The organism is Chryseobacterium pennae (assembly GCF_003385515.1).
Lineage (GTDB): Bacteria > Bacteroidota > Bacteroidia > Flavobacteriales > Weeksellaceae > Chryseobacterium > Chryseobacterium pennae.
Genome location: NZ_QNVT01000006.1, coordinates 129,292 through 146,275 on the forward strand (window position 1 = coordinate 129,292; position 16,984 = coordinate 146,275).

Genomic DNA, 16,984 nt, shown 5'->3' on the forward strand with positions numbered 1-16,984 from the left:
AGTCGAGATTCTAAGCAATAGCTTCTATATTTCTTTGAAGTATCGCAAAATTACTCTAATGAGTAATCTTTTCCAAATATAATAAAAATATCTTAACATTACCGAATTCGGTAATGGTATTTTTTGTTAATAATTACAATTTGCACTAAAGAGTACAATTATGAACGAGTTTAAGACTGATGAAATCAAAAAAATGGTCTCAGATAAAATAAAAGAAATAAAAGGTGAGACTCCCTATTCTAAGATTTCTGAAAGATGTAATGTTACTGCTGCAAGAATTAGTGATGTTGCCAATAACAAAATTGATTGTCAACTCAGTACTTTCATTGAAATTGCAACTGGATTAAGAATACATCCAAAAGAATTATTTGATATTGTTTTTGATTTTGAGGAATATTATTCTGAATTAGATAAGTAAAATATTCTCTGAGTAGAATTATGGATTAAAGTTGATCATCTATATAATTAAATGGATTTTTAGTAGTATTTGCAAAGTCTACCATTCCTGTTCCATAAAATATTTTAATTTCGTCATTGTGATTATTTGAATTTTTAAAAATTTGAAATTTATTTTCCCCAAGGTTTGTCTTATTAAATGCTACAAATATCCCATAAACCTTTTCGTTACCATTATTTTTATTTTCAATAATCTCTTTTAATCTAATCATTTTATCAACATCTTGTTGATAGTTAAAAATATCAGTATCATTAATTCCATTCTTATCTCTACAGAATTTAAGTTCAATTAGTATAGCTCCACCAGCAATCGTGAAGTTTTTAGAAGGATTACTATTATAAACTGGTGTATGTTTTATAATTTCATATTCCGTTGAATGATAAATGCTAATATTTGAAGTGTTTACAACTATTAAGTCAGGAACTAAAGTCAGTTTATCGTCTTCATCAAAGAACTTCACCTCCGAATGTACAGCACACCCTTTAATATCCGGGCTAAATGTTTCATGACTGATTGGGAACAAATCATAAATTAATCTGAATAGCTGACATTTTAAATCATTTTCAGTTAAAATTAAGGCTTTATTCTCTTGAAAAATTTGTTCTAATTCTTGAAGTTTTCTAATTATTAGAGATATAGAATCCAAGTTTATATCCATAAATGTGTATATTATTCCTGTTGGTTTTTGTTTACTTAACTTCCGATTGTAGATTAACAATGCCGTTTTAATTTTTCAATTAAACCATAATAAGATAATTCGCTATTTTTTGAAGCTATTTCACTTTCAAAAATACTTTTAACTTGAGGTATTTTTAAGTTTTCAATTATTCCATTTTTCCAAGCTTTCCAAACATCACTAGGAATTCTGCGTTTTTTGTACCAAAGATACTCTTCTGCGCATAAGTTAAAATAGTCAATAATTTGGTTAACTTCTTTTCTACTTAATTCTTTTTCTGTTTCAATCCTTAAAGTATTCATCAAATCATTCAGCTCAGAATCATATTTTTCGTTGAATGATTCAAATAGATTTTTAAATAAATTATCATCATCACTTTTTTGTTTTTGTAAACCTATATATAGGGCAACTAAGACACCTAATGTTGTAATAATTAACTCTTTTTTAAGTAAATCATAATAAAAACAAAATAAAATAGAAACAGCAAAAAAGAGAAATATTATTGTATAAGTATTTCTTTTGATATAGCTTATCATTCACTTATTAATTTTAAATGTTCAATATCAAACATATTTATTGTTCTTTCTTCTCTTCCTAAATCAAGAGTAATTGTATGTGGAAGAATATCCCCAAGATTTGTTAAATCATATCTTATTAAAAAACCTTTGATTATTTCATTTTTTTTTGATAATTTTTATATTTAACTTCAATTTTTTGATTTAAAATTTTATCTAAATCTTCTTTCTTGTAATTTAATGGATGCATAATTTAAATTTTGGGATTAATGACAATCCAGTTAATAGTAATCTTTGGAATCACTGATAAGTTCTGGACTATCAAAATATTTTGTGGGATTGAAATTACTTCTTTCTTTTTGTTCGCCGGTTTTTTTGTCTTTATATGAAATAAGATATCTGGAATGTTTTGTAATTTTAGAGTAAAAGTTTTTCCAGTTATTATCAAAACGTTCTATATTATCATCAATTGATTTTTGATAATCTTCAATTTTCTGTGGTTTGTGTAATAAAGTTAGTACACGAACCTTGGCATAAGTTATCCTATCAACTGCTTGATTATGGTGTTTTGCTTTGTATAATTTCCTGAAACATAAATAGCCAAAATATGCATTATCTAATTTTTTAGTATCATCAAGGGTTTCCTCCACAAAATCTTGTTTCATAAATAGTTTTTTTTGCCTCCCTTTATCGACATTACCATTGGCAGAGTAATACATTCTGAAAAATAGATTTCTTTCAATAATTTGTTTCTCAATTATATAATTATGAAAAATTCCATCTGCAAATTCGCCTCTTTTTCTTTCAAATAATAATCCATACCTATCAAAAAGAACTTTTTGTATCTTAAGATTGATTGAATCATTAGCAAATTTATCAGCTCCAATAACAGGTGTTTGCTGGTTTGTTGCTGTAGAAATTTCTTCAATCAACTCTATTTTTCCTTGTTCATCATTTTTATCAAGTAATGTAATAACTTTTAATAGAACTTCTTTATTTTCAAAAACTTCTTCAACATTTGTATTTTTATACATCTCGTAAATTCGACTAAGTGTATATGATGTTTGCCCACCATTAATTATTTGTGGATTTTTAACCACTAGTTGAGCTTTGTTTTTTTGACCGATTTTCTCATTTATTAGAGTTTCATCCGATAACATTGTTATACCATTGTTAAATAAAGCAAATTCATTTGTTTCTTTACTAATAATAGTTTCCGTTATTGCTGTATTTACCTTTTTACCTTCTAAATCAAGGTAGCTTCGAGGGTTATATTTTAGAACTGAATTTTTATATTTATTCATAATTCGTCCAATTTCAATTGTTGGAACAAATAGTACTGTAATTTCACACTCGCCCTTCTTGGTTAATACAGTATAACTTATTTTACTTCCTGCATTTTTATTACTTAAATCTATATTAATATTTAAATCTGTAGCATTATAAAATGTCCCTGAAATCATTGGGAAAATTAACTTTGTATAAGTCTTTTCATAATCAAAAACTTCAGTAGCAAAACCACCAGTCAATTGACGTAACTTTGAATCTGTCCATCCAGATAAATTAGCAAGAATAATAACTTGGTATGAGTATCTCCCTATATTATCCAATTCTGTGATTTCACGTTGCAATTGTTTTATTTTACCATTATATTCAATTCCTTTTTCATCTGCAGTTTCGCCATCTAGAATTCGATTAACATCCATTGTCAAAATTTCTTCAAGAGCAATTTCTTTACCTTCAAAATTTTTTTCATTTATACGAAATTTGGATTGAATAAAATAAATTGTTTTATTATCTTTATTTATGTAATAGCCATCTATACCACCATCTTGTGTTCCGTCTGCAATGCATGCTTCTCTTTCTTGGAATTCTAATATACCAAAGCTTACTTTTAGAAATAAATGTATAAAAGCTTTTGCTCTAGCTTGGTTTACTTTTTCAACATCCGTACTTATTGGATTATATTTATTATAAGATGGCTCAGATGCTTTTACTTCTGATCTGATTTTATCTAAAATATCAATTAAAATTTGGTATTTTGCATGCATAATATAAAGGGTAATTTAATGGTATTGCAGCTAATATCCAACTTTACGCATTGCATCAATAATATATACGATTGCGCTAATGTTGTTTTAATTTTAGCTATTATTAATTATCAAATATAAAATATAATATACTATTTCATTATGGGAAACCATAAAAACAAAAAACCGCCCTATGAAAATAGAACGGTTAGTATATTAAATTTGTCTCAACGACTCGCTATTACATCATTCCTGGCATTCCACTGGTATAACACATTCAGTTGTTAAAAGCATTCCAGATACAGAAGCTGCGTTTTCAAGGGTAACTCTTATAAAATTGATAATTACCGATTCAAAAATCTGCACATACTTTTGGCTCTTTGAATTAAATTAAACTCCTTGAACCTTAGTAGTGTTGATTTACTATTAATAATTTTTTCTAATTCTTTAATATTTTCATAGTGTTCAAAAAAATGTTTTTCAAAATTTGAATATTTTATGCCATCTTTTATGTTACTGATACCAATGTAAAAATAACATGATTGGATTTTGTATAGTAATCTAACTAAATCATAGTCAAGAGATATTGCATATGGGAAAGAAAAAATAATATCAATATTTTTTCTGACTAATTTTTTCTCTTCGATAAATAGATCAAGTTCGGTAAAAGTTCCAGTTGAACATGCTATTGTATTTCCTAGTTCATTTTTTCTTTCGTAGCTAAAAGCAATTTCATCATTATTTTTTAATGTATGTAAATTATCAAAATTTGATAATTTCAATGTTTTAAAATCTATATTTTCGAAATATCTTTCTCTTAGGTAAGCTTGTCCAATATTTATTTGCTGTAATATATCTGAAAGGTATCCTGATATTAGTTTTTGGGTCTTTTTTTCTCTGTAATAAGATACAATTTGAATATTGATTACATAAAAAATATAGCTCGCAATTATACTGGTTGCGAGATTATAAATTATATCATTTGCTGTCTTTATTGTTTCTGCAGTAAAGTCAACATTAACTAATGATAAATGAAAAAATTTTATATTTAGTATTAATAATAAACAAATTATATTTAGGAATAAAAGAAATCTTTCAAGTTGTTTTTGTGTCATTTTTATTAGTTTTTATAATATATACAAAACCGCTCTACAAAAGCAGAACGGTTTATATATTAAATTTGTCTTAGCGACTTGCTATTACATCATTCCTGGCATTCCACCACCCATTGGCATAGCTGGTTCAGCGCTCTTCACTTCAGTGATTACACATTCAGTTGTTAAAAGCATTCCAGATACAGAAGCTGCGTTTTCAAGAGCAACTCTTGTTACTTTAGTTGGGTCAATGATTCCTGCTTCAAGCATGTGAACATACTCGTCAGTTTTAGCATTGTATCCGAAGTCTCCAGAACCTTCTGCTACTTTAGCAACGATTACAGAACCTTCACCTCCTGCGTTAGCAACGATTTGTCTTAATGGCTCCTCGATAGCTCTCTTAACGATTTTGATCCCTGTAGTTTCGTCAGAATTGATTCCTGTAAGGTTATCTAAAGCCGAGATTGCTCTTACTAAAGCAACACCTCCTCCAGCAACGATACCTTCTTCAACAGCAGCTCTAGTTGCGTGTAATGCATCATCAACTCTGTCTTTTTTCTCTTTCATTTCTACTTCAGAAGCAGCACCTACATAAAGGACAGCAACACCACCAGCTAACTTAGCTAGTCTTTCCTGAAGTTTCTCTCTGTCGTAGTCAGAAGTTGTAGTTTCCATCTGAGCTTTGATCTGAGCTACTCTTCCTTTGATTTTCGCTTCGTCACCACCACCGTTTACAACAGTTGTGTTGTCTTTGTCGATCGTTACTTTCTCAGCAGTTCCAAGCATATCCAAAGAGATGTTTTCCATAGTGAAACCTTGCTCTTCAGAAATCACCTGTCCACCTGTAAGGATTGCGATATCTTCTAACATTGCTTTTCTTCTGTCTCCGAATCCTGGAGCTTTTACAGCAGCAATTTTAAGAGAACCTCTTAATTTGTTTACTACTAAAGTAGCCAAAGCTTCACCTTCAACTTCTTCAGAGATAATTAATAGAGACTTACCACCTTGTGCAATTGGCTCAAGAACTGGTAATAATTCTTTCATTGAAGAAATTTTCTTCTCTACTAAAAGGATATATGGGTTTTCTAGTTCAGCTAACATTTTCTCAGGGTTAGTCACGAAGTAAGGTGACTGGTATCCTCTGTCGAACTGCATACCTTCTACAACATCTACTGTTGTATCGATACCTTTAGCTTCTTCTACAGTGATTACTCCTTCTTTACCTACTTTTCCGAAAGCTTCAGCGATCAAAGCACCGATTGTTTCGTCATTGTTAGCAGATACAGAAGCAACTTGTTTTACCATTTCTGTAGAATCTCCAACTGTCTTAGATTGAGATTTTAAGTTTTCAACAACAGCAGTTACCGCTTTGTCAATCCCTCTTTTTAAATCCATTGGGTTAGCACCTGCAGCTACATTCTTAAGACCTTCTCTTACAATAGCCTGTGCCAAAACAGTAGCGGTAGTAGTACCATCTCCTGCGATATCATTAGTTTTGGAAGCAACTTCTTTTACCATTTGCGCTCCCATATTTTCTACTCTGTCTTCAAGTTCGATTTCTTTTGCAACAGAAACACCATCCTTAGTTACGTGTGGAGCTCCGAAAGATTTTTCGATAACTACATTTCTACCTTTAGGACCTAAAGTTACTTTTACTGCATTAGCCAATGCATCTACACCTCTCTTTAGAGCGTCTCTTGATTCAATATCGAATTTTATTTCTTTTGCCATTTTTGATTAGATATTAGATGTTAGATGTCAGATATTAGACAGCTAACAATAGTTTTTTAATTTGATTTTTTTAATCTGAAATCTGATGTCTGTGATCTGAAATCTTAGCCAATAATTCCTAATAAGTCAGCTTCTCTTACGATTAAGTAATCTTTACCTTCTAACTTCAATTCAGCACCTGAATATTTTCCATAAAGAACTTTGTCACCTACCTGAACAGTTGTAGGCTCATCTTTTTTACCAGGTCCTACTGCCACTACAGTACCTTCTTGCGGCTTTTCCTTTGCAGTATCCGGGATAATAATACCTGAAGCTGTTTTAGTTTCTGCTGCGATTGGCTCTACCAGAACTCTGTCTGCCAATGGTTTAAAGTTTACTGACATAATATATTTATTTTTTAATTATTTCTGTGTTGTAATTCTCTAAATGTATGCCATGAGGCGTAGACGGCTGAAATGGCAGACTTTTGAGCCCGAATGTGAAAATATGGCAGAAAAATAAAATAAGAAAGCCGGAAAATTCCGGCTTTTATTGTAAGTGTTTAATTTTTATGAATCCTGTTTTATGGACATTGTTGTCCCGGTCCGATCCATAGAATACATTGTCCTTTGTAATTGCGTTCACAGCAATAACGTCCTGCTGCACCGCCGTTGATTGATTTCTGAGCATCTCTGCTTAGTAATTTTGCATTTTTCATAGTTAATAATATTTAATTTGTATACTTCCTGAACGTTTAAAGTCAATCAGGATTTTGATATTTGGTGTTTAATTAAATCAAAGATATGTTTTTTCCTTAATATGTGATATATTTTTAATTGTTTTTTTTTAGTATAAATTATTGGTTATCAGTTAATACTTGTTCGTTTGTTTGGAGCAGTATTGATTTCAGAAGAGGTAGAAGACAAAAAGAGAAGCCGGAAGATATCTCCGGCTTTTATAATTATTTGTTGTATCAGGGCAGATCTATGGACAAAATTGCCCTGGTCCGATCCAGCGGATACATTTCATATTGTCATCATAATCACAACAAACAAGTTTTCTCGCAGAACCTCCATTAATGGATTTCTGAGCATCTCTGTTTAATAATTTTGCATTTTTCATATATAATACCTTTGTTTTTTTAGCTCCTGAACATTTAATGTCAATCAGGTTTTTTTGACAGCCTGTGTTTTTATTGTTAATTCAAAGGTAAATGTTTTTAATACAGGTTGTTAGGTTGTTTGTAGACAGGGAATTGCTATTGGTATTTTGAATGACTGTTTTTATGAGGTCATTTCTAAAAACATTCTTCTTCCACTCATATCCATTTCCTGTTTTACTATTTTTCTTGTTATCGTGTCAATATAATAAGTGGTGGTAGTGGTTTTGTTACTGATATCATCATTTGTTTTCACAACCCAGACCGGTTTCCCTTTATATTCTGACTTTTGGGTATCCAGAATATAGGCCTTCATCATTCCTTTTTTCTCAGATTTTGGATTGTAGTCGAAAATAGAAATTTCGGCAGAATAGTGTTCTTGCAATGGAAGAAATCTTATCAGCATTGCATAGCTGCTGCTGTCAAAATATTGGGTTGCAGGAATATCGATACTATCTTTTTTCTGCAACTTTTTATCCAGATAATATCCTGTAACTTTATCTTTACCGGACTTTAGAACCATGTCCCGCATGGAGTTATAAGAAGAATGATACTCCGGGGTGAAATTTGAGGTTTTTACAATAGTGGAATCTGTCCATTGAGCATCTGGAGCTTGTTTCATTTTCACTATTGTTTTGATAAGAAGATCTGTTTTATTCAGCTTTTTGGTTTCTGTAATGATACTTCCGATTTCTATTTTTGTACCGGCATTTTCAGCATACCACACAGATTCTGATGTTTCATCTTTGATCAATTTAGAATTGATCTGTACATTTTCTGGGGTAAGAAGCTTTTGTGAAAAGAGATTCACGCTGCTCACTAATAAAAGGAATAAGAATGTTCTCATGATCTTTTTATTAGTTAGTTGATCTGAAATTCAAAAAGTTACAATGCTATTTATTCTTTTTGAGGTTCAGGAGAAATATTTTCGTTTTCCATTGAAAATATCACACTGGTGATTTTCCATTCATTTTTAATTTTCACAAGTCCCCAGGATTCTTTGCCCCATAAACCTTTCTTTCCTCCAGCCCAGAAACTGAAATTAAATGCTACAGAAGCAATGCTGCCGTCAGTATCTATATTCACATTAGAAAATTTTTCTTCTTTTACAGATCCTTTAGTAGTGCTTCTGAACCAGGATTTATAATCTGCTGTTTTATGATCCGGAGATTTAGGGTCTTTTTCAATTCTTTTCTGCTGGGTTTTATCCTTATAAACCCCTACCCAGGTTACTGGCCCGTCATAAAATAAGCGATAGAGGCTGGTGTGTCTTTGGTTTTTAAGCTGGTCATAAAAGTATCCAGCACTTTATGGAGTTCAGCTTTATCTTTTTCGGAGCCTGATTGTGTTTGCGAATAGGTGAGGTTAAATCCGAATAGAAAGATAATGAGCGTTATAATGATATTTTTCATGATTTTCTGTTGAGTTTGGATGAATCCAAATTACAAAAAATACAGAAATAGAATGTAAAAGTATTGATTGTTAGTGTTTTAAGAAACAATGTCTGAAATTTTTCACAATGTTTCAGTTCTGGGTTTATCTGTTAAATGATTCTTTGAAGCCTGATTTATTTTCGAAATCACTGCCCCGGAAACGGCAATTCCTATAAAGTTGGTTACCGATCTGGCTTCATTCATAAAACGATCCACGCTATAGAGAAGAGCAATATCTGTCAACGGAATTTTTCCAAATCTGTTCAAAGTGAAAATAAGCGCCAAAAATCCTGAGCCTGGGACACCGGAGGCTGTTTTTGAAGTAATAGAAATGATGATAAAAAGCCACAGATAATCATTGAAACTTAAAGGGATCGTATAAAACTGAACCAGAAAACAACAGGTCACGGAAAGATAGATACAGGCTCCGGCAAGATTAAAATTATACCCTAAAGGAATAATAAATCTTAAAATTTTCCTGCTGTAGCCTTCAGATTCCATTTTCTCAAAAATGAGAGGAAAGGCTGTTTTAGAAGATGAGGTACTGACCACCAGGATAATTTCTTCTTTGATGTTCAGTAAAAATTTCCAAAGGTTAAACTTGAAGAGGTAAGAAACAGCCCCAAGAATTCCAAAAATGAAAACAATATCAGCAATATATACCGTGGCAACTACCTTACTTAAAGGAAGAAGGGTATTGATGCCATATACAGCAACACCATAGGCTATATTACAGAAAATAATGAGGGGAAGAATGATGTAAAGATACTTAATGACGGTATAAAATATATTCACACCCTGATCCAATATATTCAGGAACTTTTCTTTTTTTGAAGAAAGATTCATAGCAATACCAATCACAATAGAAAGGAAAAGAAAGATACCATGCCTGTTGAGATAGATAAGATTGGGCAGACCATCATTTTTGATTTCAAATGTCTTGGGTAAGGATGTATTGATTCTGGTAATGTCAATTCCTGTATCAGAACCGGGCTGCATCATTAATCCAAAAACGAAACCCACTATTATGGCGATCGAAGTCATCACTAAGAAATATAAAATAGTCTGCCATACAATATTACGGGCATTTTTGAGCTCAGACAGCTGGCTGATTCCATAGGCGACTGCCATAAATATAACAGGGAGGATCAGTGTTTCCAGGATCATGAAAAAATACCGGCTCACCACTCCCAGTCTTATACTTTCCTCAGGAAGGTAATGACCGGCCAATACTCCTCCCATCATTGCTGTAAATACATACAATGTAAGGTTTTTAAGGTATTTTCCGGTAAATGTTTTCTGAGGTTGTAAAGGGTTCATCGGGAAAAATAAGCTATTTTTTACAAAACAAGTTTTAAGCGGTAATATTATTTCTGAAGTTGAAGATACTCATTATTCATTACATTCTTATCATATGGTTCCAAGAAGTAGCGCCCCTATAAGCATGATGATTGATGATCCGATTGCCCATTTTAAAGTATACTTCAGGTGATCAGAATATTCTACTCCTGCTAGTGATACTAACAGATAGGTGGAAGGAACCAAAGGACTTAATAAATGAGATGCCTGACCAACAAGACTTGCTCTTCCTAATATTTCAGGAGCAATATCCAGCTGGCGTCCTGTTGCCTCAATAATAGGGAGTATTCCAAAATAATAGGCATCATTCGTGAGAAAGAAAGTAAGAGGAACACTAAAGATGGCTGTAATAATATTCAGATAACCACCCCAGCTTTTGGGAACAATATCTATCATACTATTTCCCATAGCCTGCATGATGCCGGTTCCGTTAAGGATTCCCGTAAAGATTCCTGCTCCAAAGATCATTCCTGCTACAGACAATGCGTTTCCGGCATGTTTTGAAATAATTTTCTGCTGATCTTTTAGTTTTGGGTAATTGATGACAGAAGCAATACAAAAAGCAATCATAAAAGCAATACCTAATGGAACAATGTCTAATATCATCACAGTCAACAGAACAAGAGTCAAAATTAAATTCACCCAGATCAGTTTTGGACGGAGAAGCTGAGGATCAGATTCTCCTGTAATGTCTCCGGTACTGTATTTTGTATACTTCCCATATTTTGCGATGCGTTTTTTTTCTTTTTTTCCCAGGATGTAGGCCACAAATATAACCCAGATGATGCCTAAAGCCATAATAGGAATCATAGGCACAAAAATTTCGGTGTGTCCCAGTTTCAGGGAGCTCATCACCCTTGCCGTAGGACCTCCCCAAGGTAAAATATTCATAATTCCACCAGCCAGCATAATAATGCAGGTCAGCGTTAATGGGTTCATTCCTTGTTTTTTATATAAAGGAAGCATGGCTGCTACAACAATGATATATGTAGAAGAGCCATCACCATCCAGAGAAACCAATGTGGTCAGAATAGCAGTTCCTATAGTTGTTTTTACTGGATTGTCTCCAACGGCTTTTAAAATAAGATTGACTAAAGGCTCAAAAAGCCCGGTGTCTATCATTAAACTGAAATAAAGAATGGCAAAGATGAGCATAACCCCTGTAAGGGCTATTTCCTTGACTCCATTCTTCATCATTTCTCCCAATTGAGATCCAAAACCTGCTAAAAATGCGATGGCTACAGGGATAATGACTAAGGCGGTAAGAGGAGTCATCTTCTTATTCATGATAAGCACCATAAAGATGATGATCATCAAAAATCCAAGGAATGTAAGCATAGGTGGTTGTATTTGAGGTTATTTATTTTTATTTTTTCTCCAGTCAAAATTGTTTCGATAGCCGATATAGGCATAGTTACTGGTAGATCCGGTTTCCAGCTGGTTGATAAAAGCAACTTCTATGGCTGAGGTTTTTCCTGTTTTTATTCCTATCCCGGCTGTTAAACGGTTGCTGTCAAAAGTTTCTTCTTTGCTGGCATTCATTCTGATTTCATTTTTCAGAATACCATAAAGCCTTTCTTTCTCCCCGGCTTTATTGAATGGGATTCTTAAAGAAATAAGATAACGGAGTCTTACAATGAATTCATTCGGATTACTGATAAACCGTTCCTCCACACGAAATCGGTGAGAAATAGAGGTTCTTCCGATATTACCTCCCAAACTTACCTGTTGGAAAGGTCTTTTTTCATACCTTTCTTTTTTGGTGTTATCAGATTTGTACGAGTCCAGAATAAGAAACATCGCTCCTACAGCAGGTCTTACTTCAGGAGCTACTTCATAATCTACATAGGCAGAAACCAGAAAAAGTCTGGTATCATAGGCGAGGTCAAAAGACCGGTATTGGGTAAGGGCTGTCAACGTACTTTTGTCTGTAAGTTTTGCAGACATGAGGTATTGGAACCACATATTATAACTGTCCCGGCTTTGAGCCATAACAAATTGACTGACACCTAGTAGAAAAAAGGTGATTAACGATAATTTAACTTTCATGTAAAATTGAATTAATATCCTGCTTTCTCAAATATATTTATAAGAAGGAGCCGTGAATTTATTTTTCAATCAATAGCAGTTTTTATCAGTAAACTGCAATCCGGGGAGAAAAAGGTCTTATATTTGGAAGATTGAAAATTGGATATTTTAGATGTTTTTTATTATAAATATTGTATTTATATTATTGATTTTTAGAGTTTTACTTAGTGGTAAGATTTTAAAGAGACTGATGGAATATCATTGGGGGCTTTTGCTGAAGTTTCAGCACGTTTTCTTCTTTTTCTTCTTCTTTATCATCACTTTTTTCACCGAAAACTACTTTTTGGATGTTCCTGAGCTTATCTGGTCTGTATTATTTGTAATTATTTTCAATGTTGGGATTTACTATCTGGTCTATTTTTATCTTGTGCCCAGGTTTTATCTTTCCAATAAGTATCCGGAATTTATTCTGTATGCATTCATCTGTTTTTTAGTATCAAGTCTTTTTAGAATTTTGCTGGAACCTGCGGTGTTTCATATGAAATTTGATGAAACCCTTTCCAATACAAAATTCCTTTATAATGTCTATACCGCTCAGGGTATTGTGATACTGGTGGCGTCATTTCTGGGAATCACGAAGGATAAATTTCTGATCGAGCAGGATTTTAAAAATTTAGGGGAAGAAAAAGACCAATTGTATCTTGACCTTTTAAAATCGAAACTAAACCCTCATTTTTTGTTGAATACTCTTAATAATATTTATTCCAAAAGTTTTAATCCATCTGAGAAAACATCTGAGTCAATCTTACAGTTAAGCCGTTTGCTGCAGTATGTTATTTATGATACCAATAAGGAAAAAATTACGCTAATGCAGGAGTTTTCAACGATTAAATCATTGATTGGACTTTACCAGCTAAAGTATAATAACCTATTGGATATCAAGTTTGAAATAAAAGATGATGAAACGCTGGAACTTATTGAAGTACCGCCATCAGTTTGTCTTACTTTATTTGAAAATGCTTTAAAACATTCAGCAGTGGGAATTGAAGAGAATAGCTTTATCAAGGTATCTTACAAAATACAGGATCAGGAATTATTATTTGAAATTAAAAATTCTGTAGCCAAGAACCGGAATCTAGTGAATAACTTTAATGATAATGGATTTGGAAATGAAGCGGTCATCAGCATTCTGGAAAAATATTATCCTGAAAGATTTACTTTTATATCGGAAGCGGCTGAGAATAATACATACGAAACTACTTTAAAAATTAAACTATAATGGCTAACCTGACTATCGTAGGAGTGGATGATGAATATCCCGCGTTAGAACTTATCCGGCACTATTGTGATCAGATAGAAGATGTAGACTTGCTGGAGATATTTCAGAATCCGGAAGAGGCACTGCAATATTTAGAGAAGAATAGGGTAGACCTTGTTATTCTGGATATTAATATGCCTTATATCAATGGGATTGACCTTTTACTTAAGCTTCCCTATAAACCATTATGTATATTTCTTACCCTGGAAACTCAGTATGCTGTAAAAGCATTTGAATTGGATGTAGTGCATTATCTGGTGAAACCTGTAGATTTCGAAACATTTAAAAGAGCAGTATATAAAGCGAAGGACTTTTTACAGTTTAAACAATCTGCAGAAGATAAAAAACAGGAAGATTTCATTATGTTTAAATCTAATTATATCATGAATAAAGTCCTTCTTCAAGATATAAAATGGATTCAGGGGTTTGGAGAATATATTATTCTGATCACCCATTTGAAAAAATATATGATCCTGGAACGGATGTCCAATTTTGAAGAAAATTTTCAAAACCTGGGATTTATCAGAATTCATAAATCTTATATTGTTCTTTCTTCTCATATCAGTTCATATGATTCAAATACGATTTATTTGAAAGGCGGAGAACAGCTCCCATTAGGAAGAACTTATAAAAAGCATCTGAAAGAATATTTAGGATAAAAAGTAGCGAAATTAAATTCTTAGAGATTTCTAATGTAAAAAATAAAAAGCTCACTGATTCAGTGAGCTTTTCAATTATTGATTGCCGGCAATTATGCTTTTTAGCTTTTTCCTGCTGCCTGCATAGGATTTACTTTTCCATTAGAACTTCCTCTTGCAGAACTTCCATCCTGTTTCTGTTTGAAGAGCTGGAATTTTGAAGTTTCCCCACCGGAACCATTGCTGGTCCATAAATTATTGGTGGTATCAATATCAGCAGTTTCTCTCATAGGATCTAACTGAATTGATTTCAATTTTTTATCAAAATAATAGGTCTTTGAAACTTTTTGTTCGTTAAGTCTCCAGATCTGTGCCGAAGATTTATCGTACAGCTTTGTACCGTCTTCAAAGGTGAATTCGAGGATAATCGGCATTACTAATCCGCCTTTATTCAAAAAGTCGATCTGATAAGCGGTAATATTTTTAAATTTCTCTTTATCCTTAGCATCTAGAGGTGGAGTAGCATCTATTTTAGAAATATATTCCTTGGTGCTTACTTTTTCCTGACCTCTGTCATATCGGTAGTAAAAATCCTGTGCATCCTTATCCTGATCAACATAGAATTTAATATTTTTATCTTCTCTGTTTCTGATTTTTGAAAGATCTTCAAAACTATTTACCAATGGCTTTTCAACCTGATATTTTATTTCTGTAGCAGCTTTTGGATCGGTATCCAGATTAGGCGTTGCTACGGTTACCTTATCAATGGAGATATCTACAGGATCTGTTCCGTAGAACCATCCTCTCCAGAACCAGTCAAGGTCTTCACCACTGGCATCTTCCATAGTTCGGAAAAGGTCTGCAGGTTCAGGATGCTTAAAAGCCCATCTTTTCGCATAGGTTTTAAAAGCCTTATCAAAAAGTTCTCTTCCCATAATGGTTTCACGAAGAATATTCAGTCCTGTAGCAGGTTTTGAATACGCATTCGGACCATAGTGAACAATGTTTTCTGAGTTGCTCATGATAGGTTCCAGCTGGTCCTTTGGAAGTTTCATATAATCTACGATTGTCCATGCCGGACCTCTTTTAGACGGGAATTTATTATCCCATTTTTCTTCCGTAAGATATTCCGTGAAAGTATTCAGACCTTCATCCATCCAGGCCCATTGTCTTTCATCAGAATTGATGATCATTGGGAAGAAGTTGTGGCCTACTTCGTGGATAATTACTCCGAGCATTCCATTTTTTGTTCCTTCAGAATACGTACCGTCTTTTTCCGTTCTTCCGAAATTGAAGCAGATCATAGGATATTCCATCCCGTTGGCGGCTTCTACAGACTGAGCTACGGGATATGGATAAGGAATGGTAAATTCCGAATAGGTTTTTATCGTGTGGGCTACTGCTTTTGTGGAGAATTTTCTATAAAGTCCATAGGCTTCTTTGGGATAAAAACTCATTGCCATTACCTTATTATTGTTTTCAGGAATAGTAACATGCATTCCGTCCCATACAAATTTTCTTGAAGAAGTCCAGGCAAAATCCCTTACATCATTCGCTTCGAAAACCCATGTTTTTCTTTGTTTCGAATGATTCTTTTCCGCTTTTTTGGCTTCATCTAAAGTGACAATTTCTATAGGTTCAGAAGCATTTTCAGCTTTTCTGTATCTTGAAAGTTGATCTGAAGTTAATACCTGATCGTAGTTTTTACATTCTCCCGTTCCGCCTACAATGTGATCGGAAGGGACATTCATAGACACTTTAAAATTTCCGAAAACCAGGGCAAATTCACCTCTTCCGGTAAACTGATGGTTTTGCCAACCCTGGAAATCGCTGTATACACACATTCTTGGATACCATTGTGTCATCGTATACAGGTCATTGCCGTCCTCAGGGAAATTTTCATAACCACCACGGCCTCCCATCTTCATTCTGTTGGAAATATTATAGTTCCAGTCTACTTTGAAAACGAATTTTTCTCCTTTTTTCAACGCTTTTGGAAGGTCAATACGCATCATGGTTTTGTTAACGGTATACTTTAGAGGAGTACCGGAAGCATCCGTTACTTTTTCAAGAATAACTCCATATCCGTTATCCTTTACAGGAAGTTCCGTTACCTTAAGCTGTTGATCCGTTGTTGAGGGACGAAGGACTGATGATGTATCATATCCTGCATTCCTCATGCTTGAATGTTCATTTTCATCCAGCTGAAGCCAGATGTACTCCAGTTCATCCGGAGAATTGTTGTAATAGGTAACTGTTTCAGACCCTTTCAGATTTCTTTTATCCTCGTCAAGGTAAGCCGTAATATTGTAATCAGCCCTGTTTTGCCAGTATCCGTGTCCCGGAGCACCGGAAGCTGTTCTGTAAATATTGGGTGTTGGCAGAATACTTCCCAGCTGTTCAAACTTGTTTCCATGATTGCTGCCAAGGTTATTCTGAATATTTTGTGCGGTGAAACCTGTATATGCAAATACAGAAAGTGAAAGTATAACAACTTTTAGTTTCATAACCGAAATGATTTAATAATGATCAAAGATAGTAATAAGCAGTTGAAATAGTGAAAAATT

Annotated in this window: 18 protein-coding genes; 3 read left to right on the forward strand and 15 right to left on the reverse strand. The window is 33.3% G+C overall.

All coding sequences use genetic code 11. The annotated features are described in order from the left end of the window. The first annotated feature begins 160 nt into the window (after window positions 1-160). Window positions 161-418 (forward strand): XRE family transcriptional regulator, encoded by a 258-nt coding sequence (locus DRF65_RS08640; protein WP_115970366.1) that lies wholly within the window; start codon window positions 161-163, stop codon window positions 416-418. A 25-nt stretch (window positions 419-443) separates the two neighbouring features. Here the strand turns inward: DRF65_RS08640 and DRF65_RS08645 are convergent, their stop codons facing one another. From DRF65_RS08645 to DRF65_RS08700, 14 genes are all read right to left on the reverse strand, one after another. Next, window positions 444-1,115 (reverse strand): hypothetical protein, encoded by a 672-nt coding sequence (locus tag DRF65_RS08645; RefSeq protein ID WP_123947306.1) that lies wholly within the window; start codon window positions 1,113-1,115, stop codon window positions 444-446. A gap of 53 nt (window positions 1,116-1,168) precedes the next feature. Further along, window positions 1,169-1,669 (reverse strand): hypothetical protein, encoded by a 501-nt coding sequence (locus tag DRF65_RS08650; protein WP_115970368.1) that lies wholly within the window; start codon window positions 1,667-1,669, stop codon window positions 1,169-1,171. Between the two features lie 260 nt (window positions 1,670-1,929). Further along, complete coding sequence (locus tag DRF65_RS08655) at window positions 1,930-3,699, reverse strand: AIPR family protein (RefSeq protein WP_115970369.1); 1,770 nt, start codon at window positions 3,697-3,699, stop codon at window positions 1,930-1,932. Window positions 3,700-4,022: 323 nt separating this feature from the next. Continuing rightward, the gene (locus DRF65_RS08660) at window positions 4,023-4,793 is read right to left on the reverse strand and encodes a hypothetical protein (protein WP_115970370.1); all 771 of its coding nucleotides are present in this window, start codon (window positions 4,791-4,793) and stop codon (window positions 4,023-4,025) included. Between the two features lie 84 nt (window positions 4,794-4,877). Beyond that, complete coding sequence (groL, locus tag DRF65_RS08665) at window positions 4,878-6,503, reverse strand: chaperonin GroEL (protein WP_115970371.1); 1,626 nt, start codon at window positions 6,501-6,503, stop codon at window positions 4,878-4,880. Window positions 6,504-6,607: 104 nt separating this feature from the next. After that, complete coding sequence (locus tag DRF65_RS08670) at window positions 6,608-6,886, reverse strand: co-chaperone GroES (protein WP_034696138.1); 279 nt, start codon at window positions 6,884-6,886, stop codon at window positions 6,608-6,610. A gap of 179 nt (window positions 6,887-7,065) precedes the next feature. After that, window positions 7,066-7,200, reverse strand: a complete 135-nt coding sequence (locus DRF65_RS29095) for a hypothetical protein (RefSeq protein WP_259080891.1) — start codon at window positions 7,198-7,200, stop codon at window positions 7,066-7,068. Window positions 7,201-7,466: 266 nt separating this feature from the next. Next, window positions 7,467-7,604: a hypothetical protein gene (locus DRF65_RS28410; protein ID WP_165852192.1), complete on the reverse strand. Its 138-nt coding sequence runs from the start codon at window positions 7,602-7,604 to the stop codon at window positions 7,467-7,469. Window positions 7,605-7,765: 161 nt separating this feature from the next. Then, complete coding sequence (locus tag DRF65_RS08675) at window positions 7,766-8,488, reverse strand: DUF3108 domain-containing protein (RefSeq protein ID WP_115970372.1); 723 nt, start codon at window positions 8,486-8,488, stop codon at window positions 7,766-7,768. Between the two features lie 50 nt (window positions 8,489-8,538). Further along, the gene (locus DRF65_RS08680; RefSeq protein ID WP_115970373.1) at window positions 8,539-8,727 is read right to left on the reverse strand and encodes a hypothetical protein; all 189 of its coding nucleotides are present in this window, start codon (window positions 8,725-8,727) and stop codon (window positions 8,539-8,541) included. A gap of 143 nt (window positions 8,728-8,870) precedes the next feature. Then, complete coding sequence (locus DRF65_RS08685; protein ID WP_115970374.1) at window positions 8,871-9,053, reverse strand: hypothetical protein; 183 nt, start codon at window positions 9,051-9,053, stop codon at window positions 8,871-8,873. Window positions 9,054-9,155: 102 nt separating this feature from the next. After that, complete coding sequence (locus tag DRF65_RS08690; protein WP_115970375.1) at window positions 9,156-10,394, reverse strand: cation:dicarboxylate symporter family transporter; 1,239 nt, start codon at window positions 10,392-10,394, stop codon at window positions 9,156-9,158. A gap of 90 nt (window positions 10,395-10,484) precedes the next feature. Beyond that, a complete protein-coding gene (locus tag DRF65_RS08695) occupies window positions 10,485-11,771 on the reverse strand; it encodes a CitMHS family transporter (RefSeq protein ID WP_115970376.1) in 1,287 nt (428 codons plus the stop codon). A gap of 18 nt (window positions 11,772-11,789) precedes the next feature. Next, entirely contained in the window at window positions 11,790-12,482 is a 693-nt protein-coding gene (locus DRF65_RS08700; RefSeq protein ID WP_115970377.1) for a DUF2490 domain-containing protein, read from the reverse strand. A gap of 229 nt (window positions 12,483-12,711) precedes the next feature. On the opposite strand from DRF65_RS08700, the gene DRF65_RS08705 reads away from it, so the two are divergent. Continuing rightward, window positions 12,712-13,740, forward strand: a complete 1,029-nt coding sequence (locus DRF65_RS08705; protein WP_115970378.1) for a sensor histidine kinase — start codon at window positions 12,712-12,714, stop codon at window positions 13,738-13,740. Then, window positions 13,740-14,438, forward strand: coding sequence for a LytR/AlgR family response regulator transcription factor (locus tag DRF65_RS08710; RefSeq protein WP_115970379.1), 699 nt, complete (start codon window positions 13,740-13,742; stop codon window positions 14,436-14,438). Before DRF65_RS08705 ends, DRF65_RS08710 begins: the two co-directional genes overlap by 1 nt. A gap of 101 nt (window positions 14,439-14,539) precedes the next feature. On the opposite strand, the gene DRF65_RS08715 is transcribed toward DRF65_RS08710, so the two are convergent. Then, entirely contained in the window at window positions 14,540-16,924 is a 2,385-nt protein-coding gene (locus DRF65_RS08715) for a M1 family metallopeptidase (protein WP_115970380.1), read from the reverse strand. Window positions 16,925-16,984 lie beyond the last annotated feature (60 nt).

Excerpts from the sequence above, each read along its gene's own strand:
- DRF65_RS08640 (WP_115970366.1), top strand. The coding sequence starts at position 161 with ATGAACGAGTTTAAGACTGATGAAATCAAAAAAATGGTCTCAGATAAA.
- DRF65_RS08645 (WP_123947306.1), bottom strand. The coding sequence starts at position 1,115 with ATGGATATAAACTTGGATTCTATATCTCTAATAATTAGAAAACTTCAA.
- DRF65_RS08650 (WP_115970368.1), bottom strand. The coding sequence starts at position 1,669 with ATGATAAGCTATATCAAAAGAAATACTTATACAATAATATTTCTCTTT.
- DRF65_RS08655 (WP_115970369.1), bottom strand. The coding sequence starts at position 3,699 with ATGCATGCAAAATACCAAATTTTAATTGATATTTTAGATAAAATCAGA.
- DRF65_RS08660 (WP_115970370.1), bottom strand. The coding sequence starts at position 4,793 with ATGACACAAAAACAACTTGAAAGATTTCTTTTATTCCTAAATATAATT.
- groL (WP_115970371.1), bottom strand. The coding sequence starts at position 6,503 with ATGGCAAAAGAAATAAAATTCGATATTGAATCAAGAGACGCTCTAAAG.
- DRF65_RS08670 (WP_034696138.1), bottom strand. The coding sequence starts at position 6,886 with ATGTCAGTAAACTTTAAACCATTGGCAGACAGAGTTCTGGTAGAGCCA.
- DRF65_RS29095 (WP_259080891.1), bottom strand. The coding sequence starts at position 7,200 with ATGAAAAATGCAAAATTACTAAGCAGAGATGCTCAGAAATCAATCAAC.
- DRF65_RS28410 (WP_165852192.1), bottom strand. The coding sequence starts at position 7,604 with ATGAAAAATGCAAAATTATTAAACAGAGATGCTCAGAAATCCATTAAT.
- DRF65_RS08675 (WP_115970372.1), bottom strand. The coding sequence starts at position 8,488 with ATGAGAACATTCTTATTCCTTTTATTAGTGAGCAGCGTGAATCTCTTT.
- DRF65_RS08685 (WP_115970374.1), bottom strand. The coding sequence starts at position 9,053 with ATGAAAAATATCATTATAACGCTCATTATCTTTCTATTCGGATTTAAC.
- DRF65_RS08690 (WP_115970375.1), bottom strand. The coding sequence starts at position 10,394 with ATGAACCCTTTACAACCTCAGAAAACATTTACCGGAAAATACCTTAAA.
- DRF65_RS08695 (WP_115970376.1), bottom strand. The coding sequence starts at position 11,771 with ATGCTTACATTCCTTGGATTTTTGATGATCATCATCTTTATGGTGCTT.
- DRF65_RS08700 (WP_115970377.1), bottom strand. The coding sequence starts at position 12,482 with ATGAAAGTTAAATTATCGTTAATCACCTTTTTTCTACTAGGTGTCAGT.
- DRF65_RS08705 (WP_115970378.1), top strand. The coding sequence starts at position 12,712 with ATGGAATATCATTGGGGGCTTTTGCTGAAGTTTCAGCACGTTTTCTTC.
- DRF65_RS08710 (WP_115970379.1), top strand. The coding sequence starts at position 13,740 with ATGGCTAACCTGACTATCGTAGGAGTGGATGATGAATATCCCGCGTTA.
- DRF65_RS08715 (WP_115970380.1), bottom strand. The coding sequence starts at position 16,924 with ATGAAACTAAAAGTTGTTATACTTTCACTTTCTGTATTTGCATATACA.